The organism is Devosia sp. Root635, from assembly GCF_001427605.1.
GTDB lineage: Bacteria > Pseudomonadota > Alphaproteobacteria > Rhizobiales > Devosiaceae > Devosia.
In genome coordinates, this window is sequence record NZ_LMGZ01000018.1 from 45,221 (window position 1) to 62,603 (window position 17,383).

Annotated in this window: 21 protein-coding genes and 1 tRNA gene; 17 read left to right on the forward strand and 5 right to left on the reverse strand. The window is 64.2% G+C overall.

Annotated elements, in window-relative coordinates; all coding sequences use genetic code 11:
- Positions 1-46 precede the first annotated feature (46 nt).
- Both ASD80_RS09485 and ASD80_RS09490 read right to left on the reverse strand, forming a co-directional pair.
- Positions 47-487, reverse strand: coding sequence for a hypothetical protein (locus tag ASD80_RS09485; RefSeq protein ID WP_056231951.1), 441 nt, complete (start codon positions 485-487; stop codon positions 47-49).
- Between the two features lie 118 nt (positions 488-605).
- Positions 606-1,736, reverse strand: a complete 1,131-nt coding sequence (locus ASD80_RS09490) for an NADH:flavin oxidoreductase/NADH oxidase (RefSeq protein WP_056232733.1) — start codon at positions 1,734-1,736, stop codon at positions 606-608.
- Positions 1,737-1,933: 197 nt separating this feature from the next.
- On the opposite strand from ASD80_RS09490, the gene ASD80_RS09495 reads away from it, so the two are divergent.
- The 3 genes from ASD80_RS09495 (at position 1,934) to ilvC (ending at position 4,631) form a co-directional block, all read left to right on the forward strand.
- On the forward strand, positions 1,934-2,830 hold the full coding sequence (locus ASD80_RS09495; protein ID WP_056231954.1) for an alpha/beta hydrolase family protein: 897 nt from the start codon (positions 1,934-1,936) through the stop codon (positions 2,828-2,830).
- Between the two features lie 107 nt (positions 2,831-2,937).
- Positions 2,938-3,588, forward strand: coding sequence for a TetR/AcrR family transcriptional regulator (locus ASD80_RS09500; RefSeq protein WP_056231957.1), 651 nt, complete (start codon positions 2,938-2,940; stop codon positions 3,586-3,588).
- A gap of 23 nt (positions 3,589-3,611) precedes the next feature.
- The gene (gene ilvC / locus ASD80_RS09505) at positions 3,612-4,631 is read left to right on the forward strand and encodes a ketol-acid reductoisomerase (protein WP_056231961.1); all 1,020 of its coding nucleotides are present in this window, start codon (positions 3,612-3,614) and stop codon (positions 4,629-4,631) included.
- Positions 4,632-4,909: 278 nt separating this feature from the next.
- Here ilvC and ASD80_RS09510 read toward each other — a convergent pair whose 3' ends face one another.
- The gene (locus ASD80_RS09510; RefSeq protein ID WP_056231964.1) at positions 4,910-5,134 is read right to left on the reverse strand and encodes a hypothetical protein; all 225 of its coding nucleotides are present in this window, start codon (positions 5,132-5,134) and stop codon (positions 4,910-4,912) included.
- Between the two features lie 240 nt (positions 5,135-5,374).
- Here ASD80_RS09510 and ASD80_RS09515 point away from each other — a divergent pair, with 240 nt between their 5' ends.
- The 7 genes from ASD80_RS09515 (at position 5,375) to ASD80_RS09540 (ending at position 10,664) form a co-directional block, all read left to right on the forward strand.
- The gene (locus ASD80_RS09515) at positions 5,375-5,824 is read left to right on the forward strand and encodes a GFA family protein (protein WP_162247340.1); all 450 of its coding nucleotides are present in this window, start codon (positions 5,375-5,377) and stop codon (positions 5,822-5,824) included.
- A 2-nt stretch (positions 5,825-5,826) separates the two neighbouring features.
- A complete protein-coding gene (locus ASD80_RS09520) occupies positions 5,827-6,318 on the forward strand; it encodes a heme-degrading domain-containing protein (protein WP_056231970.1) in 492 nt (163 codons plus the stop codon).
- Between the two features lie 7 nt (positions 6,319-6,325).
- Complete coding sequence (locus tag ASD80_RS09525; RefSeq protein ID WP_056231973.1) at positions 6,326-7,213, forward strand: PhzF family phenazine biosynthesis protein; 888 nt, start codon at positions 6,326-6,328, stop codon at positions 7,211-7,213.
- A 77-nt stretch (positions 7,214-7,290) separates the two neighbouring features.
- Positions 7,291-7,719 carry a hypothetical protein gene (locus ASD80_RS09530; RefSeq protein ID WP_056231975.1) on the forward strand — a complete coding sequence of 143 codons (429 nt, stop codon included), beginning with the start codon at positions 7,291-7,293 and terminating at the stop codon, positions 7,717-7,719.
- Positions 7,720-7,817: 98 nt separating this feature from the next.
- A complete protein-coding gene (locus ASD80_RS19200; RefSeq protein WP_274532318.1) occupies positions 7,818-7,943 on the forward strand; it encodes a hypothetical protein in 126 nt (41 codons plus the stop codon).
- Between the two features lie 109 nt (positions 7,944-8,052).
- Positions 8,053-9,612, forward strand: a complete 1,560-nt coding sequence (locus ASD80_RS09535; RefSeq protein WP_056231978.1) for a 2-isopropylmalate synthase — start codon at positions 8,053-8,055, stop codon at positions 9,610-9,612.
- Between the two features lie 107 nt (positions 9,613-9,719).
- Complete coding sequence (locus tag ASD80_RS09540; protein WP_056231981.1) at positions 9,720-10,664, forward strand: endonuclease/exonuclease/phosphatase family protein; 945 nt, start codon at positions 9,720-9,722, stop codon at positions 10,662-10,664.
- Here ASD80_RS09540 and ASD80_RS09545 read toward each other — a convergent pair.
- Positions 10,661-11,767, reverse strand: a complete 1,107-nt coding sequence (locus tag ASD80_RS09545; RefSeq protein WP_056231984.1) for a pyridoxal phosphate-dependent aminotransferase — start codon at positions 11,765-11,767, stop codon at positions 10,661-10,663. The genes ASD80_RS09540 and ASD80_RS09545 overlap by 4 nt on opposite strands.
- 367 nt (positions 11,768-12,134) lie before the next feature.
- Between ASD80_RS09545 and ASD80_RS09550 the strand changes: the two genes are divergently transcribed.
- From ASD80_RS09550 to ASD80_RS09580, 7 genes are all read left to right on the forward strand, one after another.
- The gene (locus tag ASD80_RS09550) at positions 12,135-12,341 is read left to right on the forward strand and encodes a hypothetical protein (protein WP_056231987.1); all 207 of its coding nucleotides are present in this window, start codon (positions 12,135-12,137) and stop codon (positions 12,339-12,341) included.
- A 159-nt stretch (positions 12,342-12,500) separates the two neighbouring features.
- Positions 12,501-12,576 (forward strand) — tRNA-Lys (locus ASD80_RS09555).
- Between the two features lie 72 nt (positions 12,577-12,648).
- Positions 12,649-13,032 (forward strand): c-type cytochrome, encoded by a 384-nt coding sequence (locus ASD80_RS09560; protein ID WP_056231991.1) that lies wholly within the window; start codon positions 12,649-12,651, stop codon positions 13,030-13,032.
- Between the two features lie 38 nt (positions 13,033-13,070).
- Positions 13,071-13,277, forward strand: a complete 207-nt coding sequence (locus ASD80_RS09565; RefSeq protein ID WP_056231994.1) for a hypothetical protein — start codon at positions 13,071-13,073, stop codon at positions 13,275-13,277.
- Between the two features lie 141 nt (positions 13,278-13,418).
- Positions 13,419-14,123 (forward strand): YjbE family putative metal transport protein, encoded by a 705-nt coding sequence (locus ASD80_RS09570; protein ID WP_056231997.1) that lies wholly within the window; start codon positions 13,419-13,421, stop codon positions 14,121-14,123.
- 112 nt (positions 14,124-14,235) lie between these two features.
- Positions 14,236-15,417, forward strand: a complete 1,182-nt coding sequence (locus tag ASD80_RS09575) for a lipid II:glycine glycyltransferase FemX (protein WP_056232000.1) — start codon at positions 14,236-14,238, stop codon at positions 15,415-15,417.
- The gene (locus ASD80_RS09580) at positions 15,414-16,739 is read left to right on the forward strand and encodes a lipopolysaccharide biosynthesis protein (RefSeq protein ID WP_082555178.1); all 1,326 of its coding nucleotides are present in this window, start codon (positions 15,414-15,416) and stop codon (positions 16,737-16,739) included. Before ASD80_RS09575 ends, ASD80_RS09580 begins: the two co-directional genes overlap by 4 nt.
- Before the next feature lies 1 nt (position 16,740).
- Here ASD80_RS09580 and ASD80_RS09585 read toward each other — a convergent pair whose 3' ends face one another.
- Positions 16,741-17,301 (reverse strand): hypothetical protein, encoded by a 561-nt coding sequence (locus ASD80_RS09585; protein ID WP_056232006.1) that lies wholly within the window; start codon positions 17,299-17,301, stop codon positions 16,741-16,743.
- Positions 17,302-17,383: the final 82 nt, after the last annotated feature.

Here is a 17,383-nt window from a genome sequence, read left to right on the forward strand (position 1 = left end):
GTGAGGTGGGAGCGCAGCGACCCTCGAACCACGAGGGCGTGGCGATTTACTTCACCATGTCCGGGCACACATAGGGCACGGTCGCCGTGACGAAGCGCTGTTCCTGTACCTCTTCGCCCAGCTTGAGATTGAGCACCAGTTCGCTGTCGCTGATGCTGGCAATGTCGGCATTGATGGTCATGCCGTCCTCGTCCCAACTGATGGCGCTGTCGGAGACCTGCTGCCATTTTGACAGGCGGTAGGTTTCCCAGCAACTGTCGCTCACCAGCGTACCGTCGCCGAGGAAGATCTGCATGGGGCCGGGCAGGGACGGGTCGGCGTCGGTGCGGACCCAGACCTTGTTGAGCAGCGGGTTCTCGCTCTCGCCGATGGTGTCGGTGGCGTCCTCGGTCGCGTCGTCGGCGTCCTGGGCGCTGGCGGGGAGGGTGGCACAAGTGCCAACGCCCCAGACGCTCATGAGGGCGATGATTGCGGCCTTGGTATCCATTGCACTGCTCCCTGTTCACCGTTGATCTGGTGACGATGCCAACGATGGACAAGAGTGCGCGGCCAATCGCGGCAAATTTGCGTTGCCGCGAAGGTTGTTTGGCGGAATTATCCTGCCGTCAGGAGGCGGCGAAGCCGCGCTGGCCGAGCGAGCGGTCGCGCTCGCGCACCCGGTTGGTCGGCTTGGGCCAAAGGTCGTAGTCGTGATTGCCCAGCTCGTGGCGGACATGTACAGGCCAGTTGGGATCGTCGAGAGCGCCACGGGCCAGGGCGATGAAATCGGCCTCGCCATTGGCGATGATCTCCTCGGCGCGGTGGGCATCGCCCAGCAGGCCCACCGCCATGCAGGGCAGGCCGCCCTCGTTGCGGATCGCGGTGGCGAAAGGCACCTGGTAGTCGGCGGCGGCGGGAATGACCGCGCCTTCGAAGCCGCCGCTCGAGGCGTCGATGGCGTCGACGCCGCGCGCCTTGAGTTCGCGGGTCAGCGCGACACTGTCCTTCACCTGCCAGCCATCGGGATGCCAGTCGCTGACCGACAGCCGCACCAGCAACGGCTTGTCGGCCGGCCAGACGGCGCGAACGGCTTCGGTCACTTCCAGCAGCAGGCGCGTGCGGTTTTCGAAGGAGCCGCCATAGCGGTCGGTGCGCTTGTTGGCGAGCGGGGAGAGGAACTGGTTGAGCAAATAACCATGCGCTGCGTGGATTTCCACGGTGTCGAAGCCGGCCCGGTCAGCCCGCTTTGCCGCAGCGACGAACGAATCGATGATATTGCGGATGCCCGCCTCATCCAGCGCTTCGGGCTGGGTGAAATCCTTGTTCTCGGCATGGATCAATGCGCTGGGCGCCACCGGGGTCCAGCTTTCGAAATGCAGCGCGCGCTTTTCCGCCTCGGTCTCGTCGAACCCCTTGCGCCATGGCACCGGCGTCGAGGCCTTGCGCCCGGCATGGGCGAGCTGGATGCCGGCGGCAGCGCCCTGGCCGTGCAGGAAGGTGACGATGCGCTTGAGCGGGGCGATCTGCTCGTCCTTCCACAGGCCGAGGTCGCCATAGCTGATCCGGCCCTCGGGGACGATGGCGGTTGCCTCCTGCATCACCAGGCCGAAGCCGCCGATCGCGAAGCGCCCGAGATGGACGAGGTGCCAGTCATTGGCGAAGCCGTCCTGCGCCGAATACTGGCACATGGGGGCAACGACCGTACGGTTGCGCAGGGTAAGGCCGCGCAACGTGGCGGGGGAGAACAGCTTGGACATCGAAGGCTCTTGGTTGGTCTTGCCGGTGAGTGGCGGCGCATAAATGCCCTGTTCAAGCTCCATCGGCAAGTGCCGATGGACGAGTGCAGCGATGCGGCCGGCGCATGCACGGCAAGGGTCTTGCGGCCGTCTTTCCCGTTGTCTCGGCGCAGGTTAGGGTCCGCGCGAACGTTTCGCCCACCATAGGCCAATAGAAGATGTCCATCACCCGTGCCCGTTTCCGCGACCTTATTGGGCTTGAAGAGCCTGTGGTCAGCCCTATCGCAAGGCGGGCTGAAGCCGCCGACGGCTATGTGGTGGAACATCTGCGGCTGCGACTCGGCGATACCGAGGTGCGCGGTATTCTCACCCGACCGACCGACAATGCCGCGCGCCTGCCGGCCATCCTTTATGGCCATTCGCATGGCGGCGGCTATGCCATTGGCGCCAGCGAATTGCTGGATGGCCGCGAATATCTGCTCGATCCGCTCGGACCGGCCTTCGCCCGCGCCGGCTATGTGACGCTCTGCATCGACATGCCGGTCTTCGGCGAGCGCGCCACGGTCAGCGAAGGTTCTGCCGCCAAGGCGCTGCTGTGGCAAGGCAAGTCGCTGTTCGGGCAGATGCTGTCGGACCATTCCGCCGCGCTGAGCTACCTGGCCGGCCGCGACGATGTCGATGCGGCCCGCATCGGCGCCTTCGGCATCTCCATGGGCTGCGTGCTCAGCTACTGGCTGGCCGCCATGGACGAGCGCATTGCCGCCGTCGCGCATCTCTGCTGCTTTGCCGATTTCCGCACCATGATCGAGCTTGGCGCCCACGATGGCCACGGCATCTATCTCACCGTGCCGGGCCTGCTGGCCGAGGCCGATGGCGGCAGTATTGCCGCGCTCATCGCGCCGCGTCCGCAACTGGTCTGTATCGGCGAGGCCGACAGCCTGACGCCACCGGCCGCCGTCGCCCGCGCCTGGGCCGAACTGGAGCCCGCCTATGCCGATAGGCGCGACCGGCTGGAACTGGTCAGCGAACCCGGCATCGGTCATCGCGAAACGCCTCGCATGCGGGACGCCATGTTGGCGTTCTTCGCCACGCATCTTGTCGGCCGGACCGGCTGACGATTTCCACGCCTCGTTACAAATAGCACTTGCAACGAACCGTACCGTACGGTACGCCTGCGGACGGAATTGGCCGAAACCGTTCGGCCCATAACCGGGGACAGGTCGTGGCATTGACCATCAAGGTCAACGAAGAGACGTTCACACCGCGCCAGCAGGCAGTGCTGACGGCGGCACTGGATTTGCTCGTCGAAAATGGCGATGGCCTGACCATGACGGCCGTGGCGCGCCGCGCCTCATGCTCCAAGGAAACGCTCTACAAGTGGTTCGGCGACCGCGATGGGCTGCTGACCGCCACCGTGCAGTGGCAGGCCGCCAAGGTGCGCATGCCGGTGGTCGATCGGTCCCATCTCAATGCCAAGGCGCTGCGCCTCAGCATCGAGCAGTTCGCGCGGGACCTGCTGACCGTCATCACCGGCGAAGTCTCCATCACCCTCAACCGCACGGCCGTTACCCATGCGGCGCAGGAAAAAGACAGCCTGGGCATTATCGTGCTGGAAAATGGTCCGCTGGCCATTCGCCGCCGGCTCAAGCCCATTCTTGAAGCGGGGCGCGATGCGCGCCTGTTGCGCTTCGATTCCAGCGAGGATGCCTATCGCACCTTTTTCGGCCTCGTGGTCCGCGACGTGCAGATCCGGCTGCTGCTGGGCGACAAGGCGCTGACTCAGACCAATGTCGTGGCCAATATCGAAGCCGATGTGAAGGCCGCCACCGACCAGTTCTTCGCCCTCTACGGGGCGAAAGCCAACAATCCATAACACTGCATTTCAGGGAGAAACCCATGCGCGTCTATTACGATCGGGATGCCGATCTCAACATCATCAAGTCGAAGAAGGTCGCCATTGTCGGCTACGGTTCGCAGGGCCATGCCCATACGCTGAATCTGCGCGACAGCGGCGTGAAGGATGTCGTCGTGGCCCTGCGCCCCGGTTCCGCATCGGCCAAGAAGGCCGAGGGTGAAGGCCTCAAGGTGATGAGCGTCGCCGACGCCGCCAAGTGGGCCGACGTCATCATGATGCTGACCCCCGATGAGCTGCAGGCCGATATCTACAAGCAGCATATCGAGCCCAACATCCGTGACGGCGCCGCGCTGGCTTTCGCGCATGGCCTCAACGTGCATTTCAACCTGATCGAGCCCAAGTCGACCGTCGACGTGATCATGATCGCGCCCAAGGGTCCGGGCCACACCGTGCGCGGCGAGTACCAGAAGGGTGGCGGCGTGCCGTGCCTGATCGCCGTGCATCAGGACGCTTCGGGCAATGCCCATGATATCGCGCTGGCTTATGCCTCGGGCGTTGGCGGCGGCCGTTCGGGCGTCATCGAGACCAATTTCCGCGAAGAGTGCGAGACCGACCTGTTCGGCGAGCAGGCCGTGCTGTGCGGTGGTCTCGTGGAACTGATCCGCGCCGGCTTCGAAACGCTGGTGGAAGCCGGCTACGCGCCGGAAATGGCCTATTTCGAGTGCCTGCACGAAGTGAAGCTGATCGTCGACCTGATCTACCAGGGCGGCATCGCCAACATGAACTACTCGATCTCCAACACTGCCGAGTGGGGCGAATATGTTTCGGGCCCGCGCGTCATCACCTCGGACACCAAGGCCGAGATGAAGCGTATCCTGACCGACATCCAGACCGGCAAGTTCACCGCCGAGTGGATGCAGGAAATCAAGGCCGGCGGTTCGCGCTTCAAGGCGACCCGTCGTCTGCATGACGAGCACCAGATCGAGGAGGTCGGCGCCAAGCTGCGCGACATGATGCCCTGGATCAAGGCCGGCGCGCTGGTCGACAAGGCGAAGAACTAAGCTACGGGACGGGGGCTTCGGCCCCCGTTTTTTCTTATTCTTCTTCACCCCATCGCCGGGGTGCGCCGCCCTTGGCGATGTAGCGGTCGAGAATGGGCAGGGCTTCCGTGAAGAAAGCCCTGGAGGGTCGTGGATAAACGCGCGCATTCGTGCCCCGCCCGAACGCCATCAATTCCGCCTCGGAATAGCGGCCGCTGGCGAAATCGGCAAGGAGCGCCCGAAGCTCGCGCAGCCGCTCCAGCCGGTCCTGCTGGGGGAAATTGTCGGAGGCTCGCTGTCTATAGCTGGATGTCGATGAGATGCAACTTCTTGGCCGCACTTAGTGCTCTTGGCTGGTTGGCCGGCAGGCCCATTTGCTCGACCTCGATGGCCTGGAGGGTTGCCGCTATCACCCGAGTAGATTCTCGGTTGATGAGAAGTTTCCAGATCACCGGAATATAGTCGTCGTACTCGTCCTGTGCTTCGGGCTCATCTTCCACGCCGATTGGGTCCCAATGTTTCATCAGGACTCTTCGAATGGCGTCTCTCGCTAAGGCGGCAATTCGTTGTTGCACCTCAAAAACTCCTTCTTGGCCACATGGTAATCACCACGCCTGTTGGGTCTAGTACCACCGTGGCGCTGCCACCGATAAATTGAGTGCTGCCATTTGGCCTTGGCCGGATGCGTAAGGGATTAGATGCGCGCTTCTGCCCTGGCCCAACTTGGTCTAGAACCTGACGCGGGCGCAGAGTCGGAGGGTGCAATGGGGTTGCCGGAATTCCCGGTCGAGGGCGGGTGCCAGTGCGGGGCGGTGCGTTATCGGCTCAAGGCGAGTCCGCTCGCGGTCTACAATTGCCATTGCAAGGACTGCCAGCGCTATTCCGGCGCGGGCTGGTCCATGTCGATGATCGTCCGGGACGACGATTTCGAGCTGTTGTCCGGCGAGATCGCCCAATATCGCCGCATCGCCGAGAGCGGCAATGTCATCGTGATGAACTTTTGCGCCCATTGCCACGGCTGGCTGTGGAACGATCCACCCCAGCCCGGCATCAAGGTGGTGCGGGCGGGGACGCTCGACGACATGGATTGGGCCGCGCCCGTCGGCAATATCTGGGCCGCCATCGATCCGCGCCAGACCAATTTTCCCAAGGGCGCCGTCGACCGCCAGCCGCTGTTCGACGCCTGGACCCGCTTTACCCACAAGGACACCTGACCATGGCCGCTGCTGAAGATATCGCCCTCGTCAAGAAGCAGGAGCAGGAACTCGTTCTGCCGGCATTCGACGAGACCGTCGCCTTCAAGCTGGGCAGCGCCATTCGCGATCGGGCGCTGGCCGAGGGTCTGTCGCTGGTGGTCGATATCCGCACCTGGGACCGGCAGATGTTCTTTGCCGCCACGGCGGGCACCAGTGCCGACAATGCCGAATGGGTGCGCCGCAAGATCAATTCCGTCCGCCGCTTCCAGCGCGCCAGCTACCGGCTGGTGCTCGAGCGGGGCGAAGCGCCGTTCAGTCCGCAATCGGGCGCCGATCCGGCCGACTATGTCATTGCCGGCGGTGGCTTTCCCATCCGCGTCAAGGGCGCCGGCATTATCGGGTGCCTCACCATTTCAGGCCTGCCCGGCCGCAGCGACCACGGCGTGGCCGTCGCCGCCTTGTGCGATCACCTGGGGCTCGACCGGGCCGTCTACGCCCTGCCGGCGGAATAGGGCCGCCATGAAGCTCAACTATCTGCTGCTGGATGTCTTCACCCGCGAGCGGCTCATGGGCAATCAGCTTGCCGTGGTCACCAAGGCCGATGGGCTGCTCGATGGCGAGATGCAGGCCATTGCCCGCGAGTTCAATCTCAGCGAGACGGTGTTCATCCTCAAGCCCAAGACAGAGCGCAATACCGCCGCCATCCGCATTTTCACGCCCTATGCCGAACTGCCCTTCGCCGGCCACCCCACCGTAGGCGCCGCCGTGGTGCTAGGGCTGCAGAACAAGGTCAGCGCCGTCCGGCTCGAGGAGAAGGTGGGGCTTATCACGGCCCTGTTCGAAAAGACCGACAAACGTTCGGGCGAAGCCCGGTTTGCTCTGCCGCGCCTGCCCGCGCGTATCGCGCCGCTCACCGACAGGCTGGGCATGGCCCAGGCTTTGGGCATCGAGGTGGAAGATATCGGCTGCGACGTCTATGAGCCGGCAGTGTTCTCGGCCGGTGTCACCTTCCACCTGGTGCCGGTGCGCAATGCCAAGGTGCTGCGTAGGATCAAGGTCAACCAGGCCATCTGGAACAGCGTCTTCAGCCACGACCACAACTCGGCCTATGTGTTCACCCTGACGCCGGACGAGCCCGATAACGATCTGGCCGCCCGCATGTTCGGCATGGATGTCGGCGAGGATCCCGGCACCGGCTCGGCTGCCGCGGCGCTGATCGGCCTGCTCGCAGAACATGCCAATCTGGCGACAGGGCAGGCCGACTTCACCCTGCGCCAGGGCCAGGAAATGGGCCGCCCATGCCGCATCACCATCCAGTTGCGCAAGGAAAACGACGTGCTGATCCATGGCGGCATCGGGGGCCATGCCGTTATCGTGGCTGAAGGGCTGCTCGACTTGGACGACTAGGCGGGTGGTCCGCAAGCGCTTTATTCCCACGACGAAACTGCTATTGTCCCCGACGCAACTGCGTTGAGGGCGGCAGCATGGATATTCTGGTCAACCTTCTGTTCTGGATTCATCTGCTGGCGCTGGTCGGCGGCGGGGCGAGTGCGGTGGCGATGCCGATTATCGGCAGCAAGCTCGTTACAGCCGAAGGCCCGACACGCGAGGTGCTGTTCGATATTGTCACCCGCATTTCCCGTGCCGCTCGCGGCGCCTTGGGCGGACTCATCATCACCGGCATTCTGCTGTTCTGGCTCAAGTGGGATTTCTCGGCGCCCAGCATGACCTGGTTCGGCATCAAGATGGCTTTGGTGCTGGTGCTGCTGGGTGCCACGATTGTCGGTGGCATCAACCTCAGGAAGGCGCATGGCGGCGATGCCGAGGCGGGGCGCAGGGCAGGCATCGCCGGGCAGGTTGCGGGCCTGGCCCTGGCCGCGACCGTGCTTTCGGCTGTGTTTGCATTCAATTAGACGCAAGTCCAACAGCGAAAAATCAACATTGCCCGCAGCTTGGGCTTGCACGGCGATGCGGTTTCGCGCATTCTTGCCGGTAAATCGGAACTGAACCCATGCAGCGCAAGCGCGCAATTGCCATCGCCGTCGCCCAACGCCAGGAACGCGCTCGCGTCCTGACGATTGCCGCTGGCCTGCTTTTGCTGCCTGCTGCGCTTCTTCTCCTTCTTATCAGCCCCTGATCACCGGCAGCTCGAACGAGCGGGTCGTCAGGGGATAGTGCCATAAGCCGAACAGTAAATGTCCGGCCTGCAGAGCTGCGACTCTGGGCCGACCGATAGGAATTCGAGAATGTCCGCTGCCGCCGATACCAACAAAGACCGCGTTTTCATCTTCGACACCACCCTGCGGGATGGCGAGCAATCCCCCGGCGCCACCATGACGCTGGAAGAAAAGCTGCAGGTCGCCGAAGCGCTCGACGAGATGGGCGTCGATATCATCGAGGCCGGGTTTCCCATCGCCTCCAATGGTGACTTCGAGGCCGTCGTCGCCGTCGCCAAGCAGGTCAAGCGCTCCACCGTCGCCGGCCTCGCCCGCGCCATACCGGCCGATATCGACCGGGCAGGGGAGGCCGTGCGCCATGCAAGGCGCGGCCGCATCCATACGTTCGTTTCCACCTCGCCGATCCATCTGGCCCACCAGATGAAAAAGACCGAGGACGAGGTCATCGAGATCATCGCCCGCACCGTGGCGCAGGCGCGCAACCTGATCGACGATGTGGAATGGTCGGCGATGGACGCCACCCGCACGCCGCTGGAATTCCTCAAGCGCTGCGTCGAAACCGCCATCAAGGCCGGCGCCACCACGATCAACCTGCCCGATACGGTCGGCTATGCCGTGCCCGACGAGCATGAGAAGATGTTCCGCGATATCATCACGCAGGTCCCCGGCGCCGACAAGGCGATCTTCTCGGCCCATTGCCACAATGACCTGGGTCTGGCCGTCGCCAATTCGCTGGCCGCCGTGCGCGGCGGGGCGCGACAGGTGGAATGCACCATCAACGGGCTGGGCGAACGCGCCGGCAATGCGGCGCTCGAAGAGGTCGTCATGGCCCTGCGCACCCGCGCCGACGCCATGCCCTACCACACCGAGATCGAGACCACGCACCTGGCGCGCGCCAGCAAGGTCGTCTCGGCGGCCGCCAATTTCCCGGTGCAGTACAACAAGGCCATCGTCGGCAAGAATGCCTTCGCCCATGAAAGCGGCATCCATCAGGATGGCATGCTCAAGAATGCCGAGACCTACGAGATCATGACGCCGGCCAGTGTCGGCATCAAGGAAACCACCCTGGTCATGGGCAAGCATTCCGGCCGCGCCGCCTTCAAGGACAAGCTGCGCGAGCTGGGCTACGAGCTGGGCGACAATGCCTTCCAGGAGGCTTTCGTGCGCTTCAAGGATTTGGCCGATCGCAAGAAGCATGTCTACGACGCCGATATTGTCGCTTTGGTCGATGACGAAGTCGGCTCGGTGGGCGACCGCATCAAGCTGGTCGATATGGAAGTCGTCTCCAAGACCGGCGGTACGCATAAATGCACCATGACCCTCTCGATTGATGGCGAGGAATCCCGCGTCACCTATGAGGGCACCGGCTCGGTGGATGCCATCTTCAACGCCATCAAGGCGAGTGTCGGTCAGGAGCCGCATCTGGTGCTCTATGCCGTGGATGGCGTTACCGGCGGCACCGACGCCCAGGCCAGCGCCCATGTGCGCCTCGAAATGAACGGCCGCATCGTCTCCGGCAACGCGGCGGAGCCCGATACGCTGGTGGCCTCGGCCCGCGCCTATCTCAACGCCTATAATCGCCTGCTGATCGAACGCGGTGCTGCGGCACAAGGCGCGATGGCGGGCTGACAACCGCGTCTTGCTCCCGGCCCGCGGGAGCAAGACGGCCACCACCCCTTGCAATATATCGCCGGGCCGGGCCACCATTGGCGGGCAGGCGAATTCACGGGGCCGGTTTGTCGATTCTTTCCGAAACCAGAGGCGTGCTGAGCGGACTGGCTGTCGTCGGGGTGGCGCTGCTGTTTGCCGTGAGCGTCAATCTGGGCGTGCCCGGCCAGGAATTGCTGAGCACGCTGCGCTTCCATATCGGGGTGGCCATGCTGCTGCTGCCGCTGGCGCTGGCGCTGACAGGGGCGCGGCTGCGGGCGCTGGTCTTGTCGGGGCTGATTGGGCTCAGCCTGGCGCAGGGTGCGACGACGATTTTCGCACAGCAGCAGCGGCGCGCGGCCCTGGAAAGCGGGGTAGCCCACGCTAGTTTCCGCATGCTCGGCTTCAACGTGCTCAACAGCAATCCGCGCGGCGCGGATGCGGCGGCCTTCGTCATCGATAGCGGAGCGGATGTGGTGGTGCTCATGGAGGCCAGGGGCGTCGGTCCAGCGGGATTGGAGGCCATTGCTGCGCACTATCCCTATCGGCTGGGCTGCGAAAGCCCGAGGGTCTGCGACCTGGCGATCTTTTCGCGGACGCCGCTGGCCGATACACAGATGCAGCGGTTGAACGGCCTGTTTCGCACCCGGCTGTTTACGGCGAAGACCATTATCGGCGGCCAGGCCGTAACCATCGTGGCGCTGCACCTGACCAAGCCCTATTTCGATAACAATGCCGAGCTGGAACTGCGGCAGGCCCGCGAGGTGATCGGCGCCATCGAGGGGCCGGTGCTGCTGGCGGGCGATTTCAATGCCGCGGCGTGGTCCAACCAGATTGCCGCGCTGGCCGATCAACTGGGCCTGATCCCGCCGCCGGGCTATCCCGCCACCTGGCCGGTCAAGATCGCGCCGTTTGGTGTTCCCATCGACAACATGTTTACCCGCGGTCCCGCCCTGATCCGCAATATCGCCTCGACGCCCGAGGCCTTCGGCTCAAACCATCTCGGGCTGCTGGCGACTGTTGATCTGTTCTAGCGCGGCAGCGCCGTCAACACTTCGCCCAGCGCCGCGTCCAGCAAGGCCCGATCGGCTTTTGTGCCGGCGCTGATGCGGATGCAGCGGTTGAGGCCCGTCACCGCCGGCTTGCGCACGAAGATGCCGCGGCTCGCCAGCCCATCGAGGATGGCCTGTGCATGCGGCCCGTCGCGGCCGCAATCGACCGCCACGAAATTGGTCGCCGTCGGCAGGGGCGTCAGCCCGTGCCGACGCACAATAGCGGCGGTGTCCTCCAGCGCGTGCTGCACTGTCGCCACCGCCTGCGCCAGGTAGGCGCCATCGGCCAAAGCTGCGATGCCGGCGGCCTGCGCCACATTGCTGATGCCGAAATGGTTGCGGATGCGGTTGAAGGCGGAAATGCTGCGTTCCTCGCCGAACACATAGCCGACGCGGGCGCCGGCCAGGCCGTAGGCCTTGGAAAACGTGCGCATACGCAGCAGGTTCGGCCGGCTGACGTCCAGCGGCGGCAGCGTGCCGGGCGGGGCGAATTCGCCATAGGCCTCGTCGAGGATAATCATCGTCGTTTCGGGCACGGCGGCGATGAAGCGCTCCACCGAGGCCGCGTCCCACCAGCTTCCCATGGGGTTGTCGGGATTGGCCAGATAGACCATGGCCGCTTTGGTCTGGCGTGCGGCGGCAGCCAGCGCATCGATATCCTCGCGGTCCCCGATATAGGGGACAGTGTGCATCTGCGCGCCGTAGCCGTGGATATGGTAGTTGAAGGTCGGGTAGCCGCCCAGCGATGTGACCACGGTGCTGCCCGGCGCCGCATAGAGCCGTACCGCCATGCCCAGGATCGCATCCACGCCTTCGCCGGGCATCACATTGGCGAAGGGAATGCCGAGATGGGCGGCGATGGCTTCGCGCAGGTCATGGTTTTCCGGATCGCCATAGTGCCAGCTTTCATGCGCCGCTGCCGCCATGGCGGCCAGTACGGACGGCGCCGGGCCGAACGGGCTCTCATTGGCGCCGATCCGCGCCCGCAACGGCACGCCGCTGTGCCGGGCAATGGCTTCCGGCCCGACAAAGGGCACGGTCTCGTCGAGGGTGGCGGCAACGGGGGAGAGGGAAGGGCGGGGCACGGGACGACGACTCGCTGTTCTTTGATCACGTCATCCTAGACGGGCGCGCCGCCTGCCGGGAAGCGATTCAGGCGCCGGCGTGATTCTTCCGGTAGGCAATTTTTGCCCTGATTCTGCCGCTTTCCAGCGGGTTTGCCAATCCTGACGAAATTGCGGCAGGCTTTTACACAGGGCAGCCGCGGCGCCAGTCGGGCGGCGTGGCCACGGAAACAAGGCCTCTCCGGCCGGTCATGCAAACCGGTCGCTTTTGAATCAAAGGCCAGGAGTTCCGGCAAGGTTGAGGAAGGCATGCACGCGCACCCTCTGTCCCGCGTCACACCTCCCTGGCGCTCCCAAAAACAGATTCTCTATCAAGGAGCCTCGTGCCATGCCGCCCACCTACGTTCTCGCCCGAGATCACCTGCAGCGCGCCGCGACGATCCTGCAGGGTGTGGACAGTCGCTCGCGCCAGCTGCGCTACATTATCGAACGGACCATCACCCTCATGGATGAGACGCGGCAGGAGCCGGCGTCCAGGGCCAGCAATGTCCTCGATTTCGCTGCCTTCCGTGAGAGCCGGGTCAATTTCGACTGATCATTCCGACGCTGGCGGGCATCCGCCGGCGTCACCCCTCAAGCGTCTGCCTGCGTTTTTGCGCTGGCAAAACCTCCCATGTGAGGAAAGTGGCGTGGGGCGCTAGACAGGGCGGAATCCCTTTGATAGAGAGGCGCCACTTTGGAAGCTCCGGCATTGGGGCGAGTAGCTCAGCTGGTAGAGCAGACGACTCTTAATCGTCGGGTCCACGGTTCGAATCCGTGCTCGCCCACCAAAGCCCCCGGTTTTCTGTCGCAATTGCCTGCCGCTTGCGGCAAACTGGTGCTTTGTGGACTGGAGGACGGCAATGCGGTTCCTGCTGGTTTTGGCTTTGGGCCTCGTCGTCGTGCCGGTTGCGGCGCAGGATATGCCCCCGGCGTTCAAGAGGTGTCTGCCCTGTCATGCGATTGGCGAGGGCGCGACCAACAAACTCGGGCCGGAGCTGAATGGCGTCGTCGGCCGGCCGGCCGCTGACGCCTATGGTTATTCCTATTCGGCGGCCATGCTGGCGGCCCAGGTCGATGGCCTCGAATGGACCCGCCAGACGCTGACGCAATTCCTCAAGCGTCCCAAGCACCTTGTCGTGGGCACCAGCATGTCGTTCGCCGGCATGACGGATCGCGCCGAGATCGACGCCATCATCGATTATCTTGCCAGTTTCGATAGCGGGGGCGGGCGCGTTGTGCCCTGAAAACGTGCAATTGAGGCCTCCGGGGTTGGCGCGTTCCGATGCAGTTCGAAGTTACCGCCTATAGTTATGACGCTGCGGCGCACCGACTGCATTTTACCGCCAGCGGCCTGCGTGATGGCATGCGCTTTACCGTCGCCAGCCATGTGCGCTGCCTCAAGGATCCGGTTACCCCGCAGAATGCCCATCTCGTCGCCCTGGTGGCGCTGACCGAAATCTTCAAGCGGCCGGGCGCCTCGGGGCGGTGAGCCTGTCACCAAGCTGTCAGAATGACGCCGAACCGGCATCGATCCTCAGACTTTCGTTTATTTTGGACGAGTTCCGCTTCCCAGCGGTCGACCGGCCCGTTATAGGGCGGACCATTAGTTGCCCAGACGAGGATCAGTTGCATGTTCGGTTTCGACCCGAGTTTCTTTAGCTCGCTTGTTCAAGTGATCCTCATTGATCTGGTTCTCGCCGGCGACAATGCCGTGGTTATCGGCCTCGCCGCAGCGGGCCTTTCCTCAGATATCCGCCGCAAGGCCATCCTCATCGGTATCATTGCCGCGACGGTGCTGCGCATCTTCTTCGCGCTCATCACCACCCAATTGCTGGCGCTCGGCGGCGGCCTGCTCATCGCCGGCGGCGTGCTGCTGCTCTATGTGTGCTGGAAGATGTTCCGCGAGCTCACCGTCTCGCAGGCCGAAGAGCACGAGGCGCAGGAAGCGCTCGAAGACAGCGACAAGAATGCTGATGGCACCGTTGCCGGCAAGGCGCCGCGCAAGACGCTGCGCCAGGCCGTCATCCAGATCATCATCGCCGACGTGTCCATGTCTCTCGATAACGTGCTGGCCGTGGCCGGCGCGGCGCAGCACCATTTCGAGGCGCTGATCATCGGCCTCGGCCTTTCGGTGGTGATGATGGGCGTTGCCGCCACCTTCATCGCCGGCCTGCTGCACAAGCATCGCTGGATCGCCTGGGTGGGCCTGCTGATCATCCTGTTCGTGGCCGTGCGCATGGCACTCGAGGGCCTGGGTGCGTTCGTCGCCATCCCGGAAATCCCCTTCGTCTATACGCCCCATGCCGTGGCCGGGGCCGCTGCGGCTGCCCATTAGCCTTTGGTAACCACGGCCCGAACTTTGCGGCATTTGCCGTGCCGCAATAGGGATTTACTCACCTCGCAGGTCTAGTTTCCCGCTCAACTGATACGAGCGGGAAGCAATTTCGATGTCCCTTATCGCTGATCGACTGGTCGAGACCGAGCCGGCCGGCCATCCGGCCGAGCGCGCGGGTCTGGCCGTGGACCGCTTGCAGACCCGCATTATCGATGGCGCGGAGTGGGACCGGACCATTGCCGGCTTCGACGAGGTCTGCCAGGAGCAGATGTACGCCTTTGCCGTTACCCGCTGGCCATCGGTCAAGCAGGAACCGATGCTGTTCCTGCTCGATGGCGAGATTGTCGGCGGCGCCCTGGTCATGGTGCAATCACTGCCGCTCGGGTTGGCGCGGATCGCGGTGTCCAAATGGGCGCCGATGCTCAAGGACGTGTCGCGCCCCGATGCCGAAGCCATTCATGCCGGCATGGTCGAGGCCATGATGGCCGAATATGCCAATGGCCGGGGCCAGATGCTGTCGGTGCTGCCGCGCGCCTCGATCAACCCGGTCAATCGCGAATATGAGCGCCTCAGGGCGCGCGGCTTCAGGCGCGGGTCCGAGCTGGGCTTTCCCAATCGCTATATCGTCAACCTGCGCCTCACCGACGAGGCGCAGCGCAAGAGCTTCCAGCAGACCTGGCGGCGCCAGCTCAACAAATCGGAAAAGGCCGGCCTCAGCTTCGAGCATGCCGGCCCGGACAGGATCGCCGATTTCGAGACGCTCTATGCCGCGATGACCGACCGCAAGCAGTTTTCCGACCATTCGGCCTATGAAACCGTGCCTGCGCTCATGCAGATCGATGTGCCGGAACTGCGGCCCGAACTGTTCTTCGTGCGCCACGCGGGCGAACTGGTGGCCGGGGCGCTGATCTTCAAGGCCGGCGACCGGGCCGTCTATCTCTATGGCGCCACCAATGACAAGGCGCTGCCGCTGCGCGCCGGCTATTTCATGCACTGGCACGTCATCCGCTGGCTGCGCGACAATACAACCGCCACCTGGTACGACCTCGGCGGCACTGACGGGTTTCAGGGGCTGCATCAGTTCAAGAAGGGCATGGTCGGCGAGGCCGGCGTCATCCGCCCGGTGCCGCCGGTGGCCAATTATGCCAGCCGCCCCCTGGCCCTGCTGCTGGGCACAGGGGCCTTTGCCGCACGCGATGCGCTCTATGCGCTGCGCCGGGCCGTCGACGGCTGGCGCAATCCCAGGACCAGGGCGACCCAGACCAGGCACGCCGGCGAGGAGGCCGCCGAATGAACGTGCATCGGCGCCTGGCCTCGCAGTCGACGATCATTTTCGGCGCACGGCTGGCCGGCGCCGGGCTGATCTTCCTGGTGCAGGCGCTGATCGCCCGCATCTGGGGCGCCGATCTGCTGGGCGAATACATGATCGTCATTGCCACGGTGAACCTGGTCGCGGTGGTCATGCCGCTGGGCTTTCATACGGTCGGCACCTATTTCGCCGCCGAATACCGGGCCCGCGGCGAGCGCCGGCATTTCATTACCTTCATCACCCGTGCCTATGGCCATGTCGTGGGTGCGCTGGTGCTGTTGCTGCTGCTGGGCCAGCCGGTGCTGGGCCTGCTGGGGCAGGGGGACAGTGTCCTTGCCGACCATTTTATCCCGGTAGCCTTACTCGCCTTCGCGACGGCCATGGTCTATGTCAACGGGGCGCTGCTGGTCGGGCTCAAGCGCCCATTTGCCGGCTTCTTCGCCGATACCATGTTCCGCCCGATCATCGTCATCGCGGCGTTCCTCGCCACCATGAGCTTTGCCGTGCCCGCAGAGGGCTTTTCGATGATGCTGTGGATCGTGGCGGCGGGCTATGTGGTGATCGCGCTGGTGCATTTCGGCTTCGTCGTCAGCTCGCTGAACCGCATTCCCGATACCGCGCCGCGGCGCCCGTCCGAGGCGGCCCGCTGGTGGCGCTTTGCCTTGCCCTGGGTGTTAATCTCGCTGGCCACCGATTTCTTCTTCGACATCGACCTCCTGCTGCTCAGCCATGCGCTCAGCCGCGAGGAACTGGCCGTTTTCGGCATCTGCACCCGCATCTTCTCGCTGATTTCCTTTGCCGTCGCCGCCGTCTACGCCGTCACCTTGCCCGACATGTTCGAAAGCGAGGCCAATGCCGACCGCGAGTCGTTCAAGCGCAAGGTGGGCGATGCCAATTTCGTCGCCAGCGTCATTTCTGTCGTGCTGTTCGGCGGTATCGCCGTTGCCGGCCCGTTTGCGCTGATGCTGTTCGGCCCGAGCTTTTCGGCGGGCGCCGCACCGCTGGCCGTGCTGTGCCTGGCGCTGGTGGTGCGCTCGGTTATGGGCCCGGCCTCGCTGGTGCTCTCCATCCACGACCGTCCCTATGCCAGTCTGCCCTCGGTGGGGCTGGGTGTCGTGACGCTGGTGCTGGGCAACTGGCTGCTGGTGCCCAATTTCGGGCTGATGGGCGCCGCCCTCTCGGCCATCATCGCCATTTCGATCTGGTCGGTGGGGCTGTGGTGGGTAGCCTTGCGCACCGCCAAGCTCGACGTCTCGATCCTGCAATGGTTCCGCAGCCGCCGCGCCGCCGCGGTGGCGGCGGAATAGATCAGGCCGCCAGGCCCAGCCGCCGCTTCAGCAGGCCCAGCCGGCCGATATTGGCGCCGCTGTCATAGTCCTCGGTCACTTTGGTATAGGGCTTCTCGATCAACAGGTAATCCTGCCCAAAAATGTGCTTTTCCAGCAGGCACGTCTCCTTGTAGCCGTAGCGTTTGAGCAGCATGCGGGCTACGGCGTTCTCGGGCCGCACGAAGGTATAGGCCTTGTGGAAGCGGGTATTGTCCCAATGCTCGTCGAAGGCGCGCATGCCGAACATGCCCAGCTTGGTCTGGCGGTGGCTGGGGAAGACCCAGCTCCAATAGCGGAACACCGAGCCGCATTCGGGGCCCGACACCATGGCGCCGCCCGGTATGCCATCGGCGCACATGATCATGATGTGCCAGGGGTCGAGCGCCAGCAGGGTGCGCAGGAAATTCTTGTTGAGCCGGCCCATTTCGTGGGCCTTGAAGCGGTCGCTGTAATATTCGGACGTGGCAATCACATCCATCAGCTCGCGGTGGATCAGCTCGATATCGGCCGGCGTGGCGGCCCGAATGGTCATCTCGGCCATGATGCGGCTCCCTCAATGCGCCGACAGTACCAAACACCGGCCCGCGCCCGAAGCATCCTAGGCCAGCGCAGTTAATGGGCGG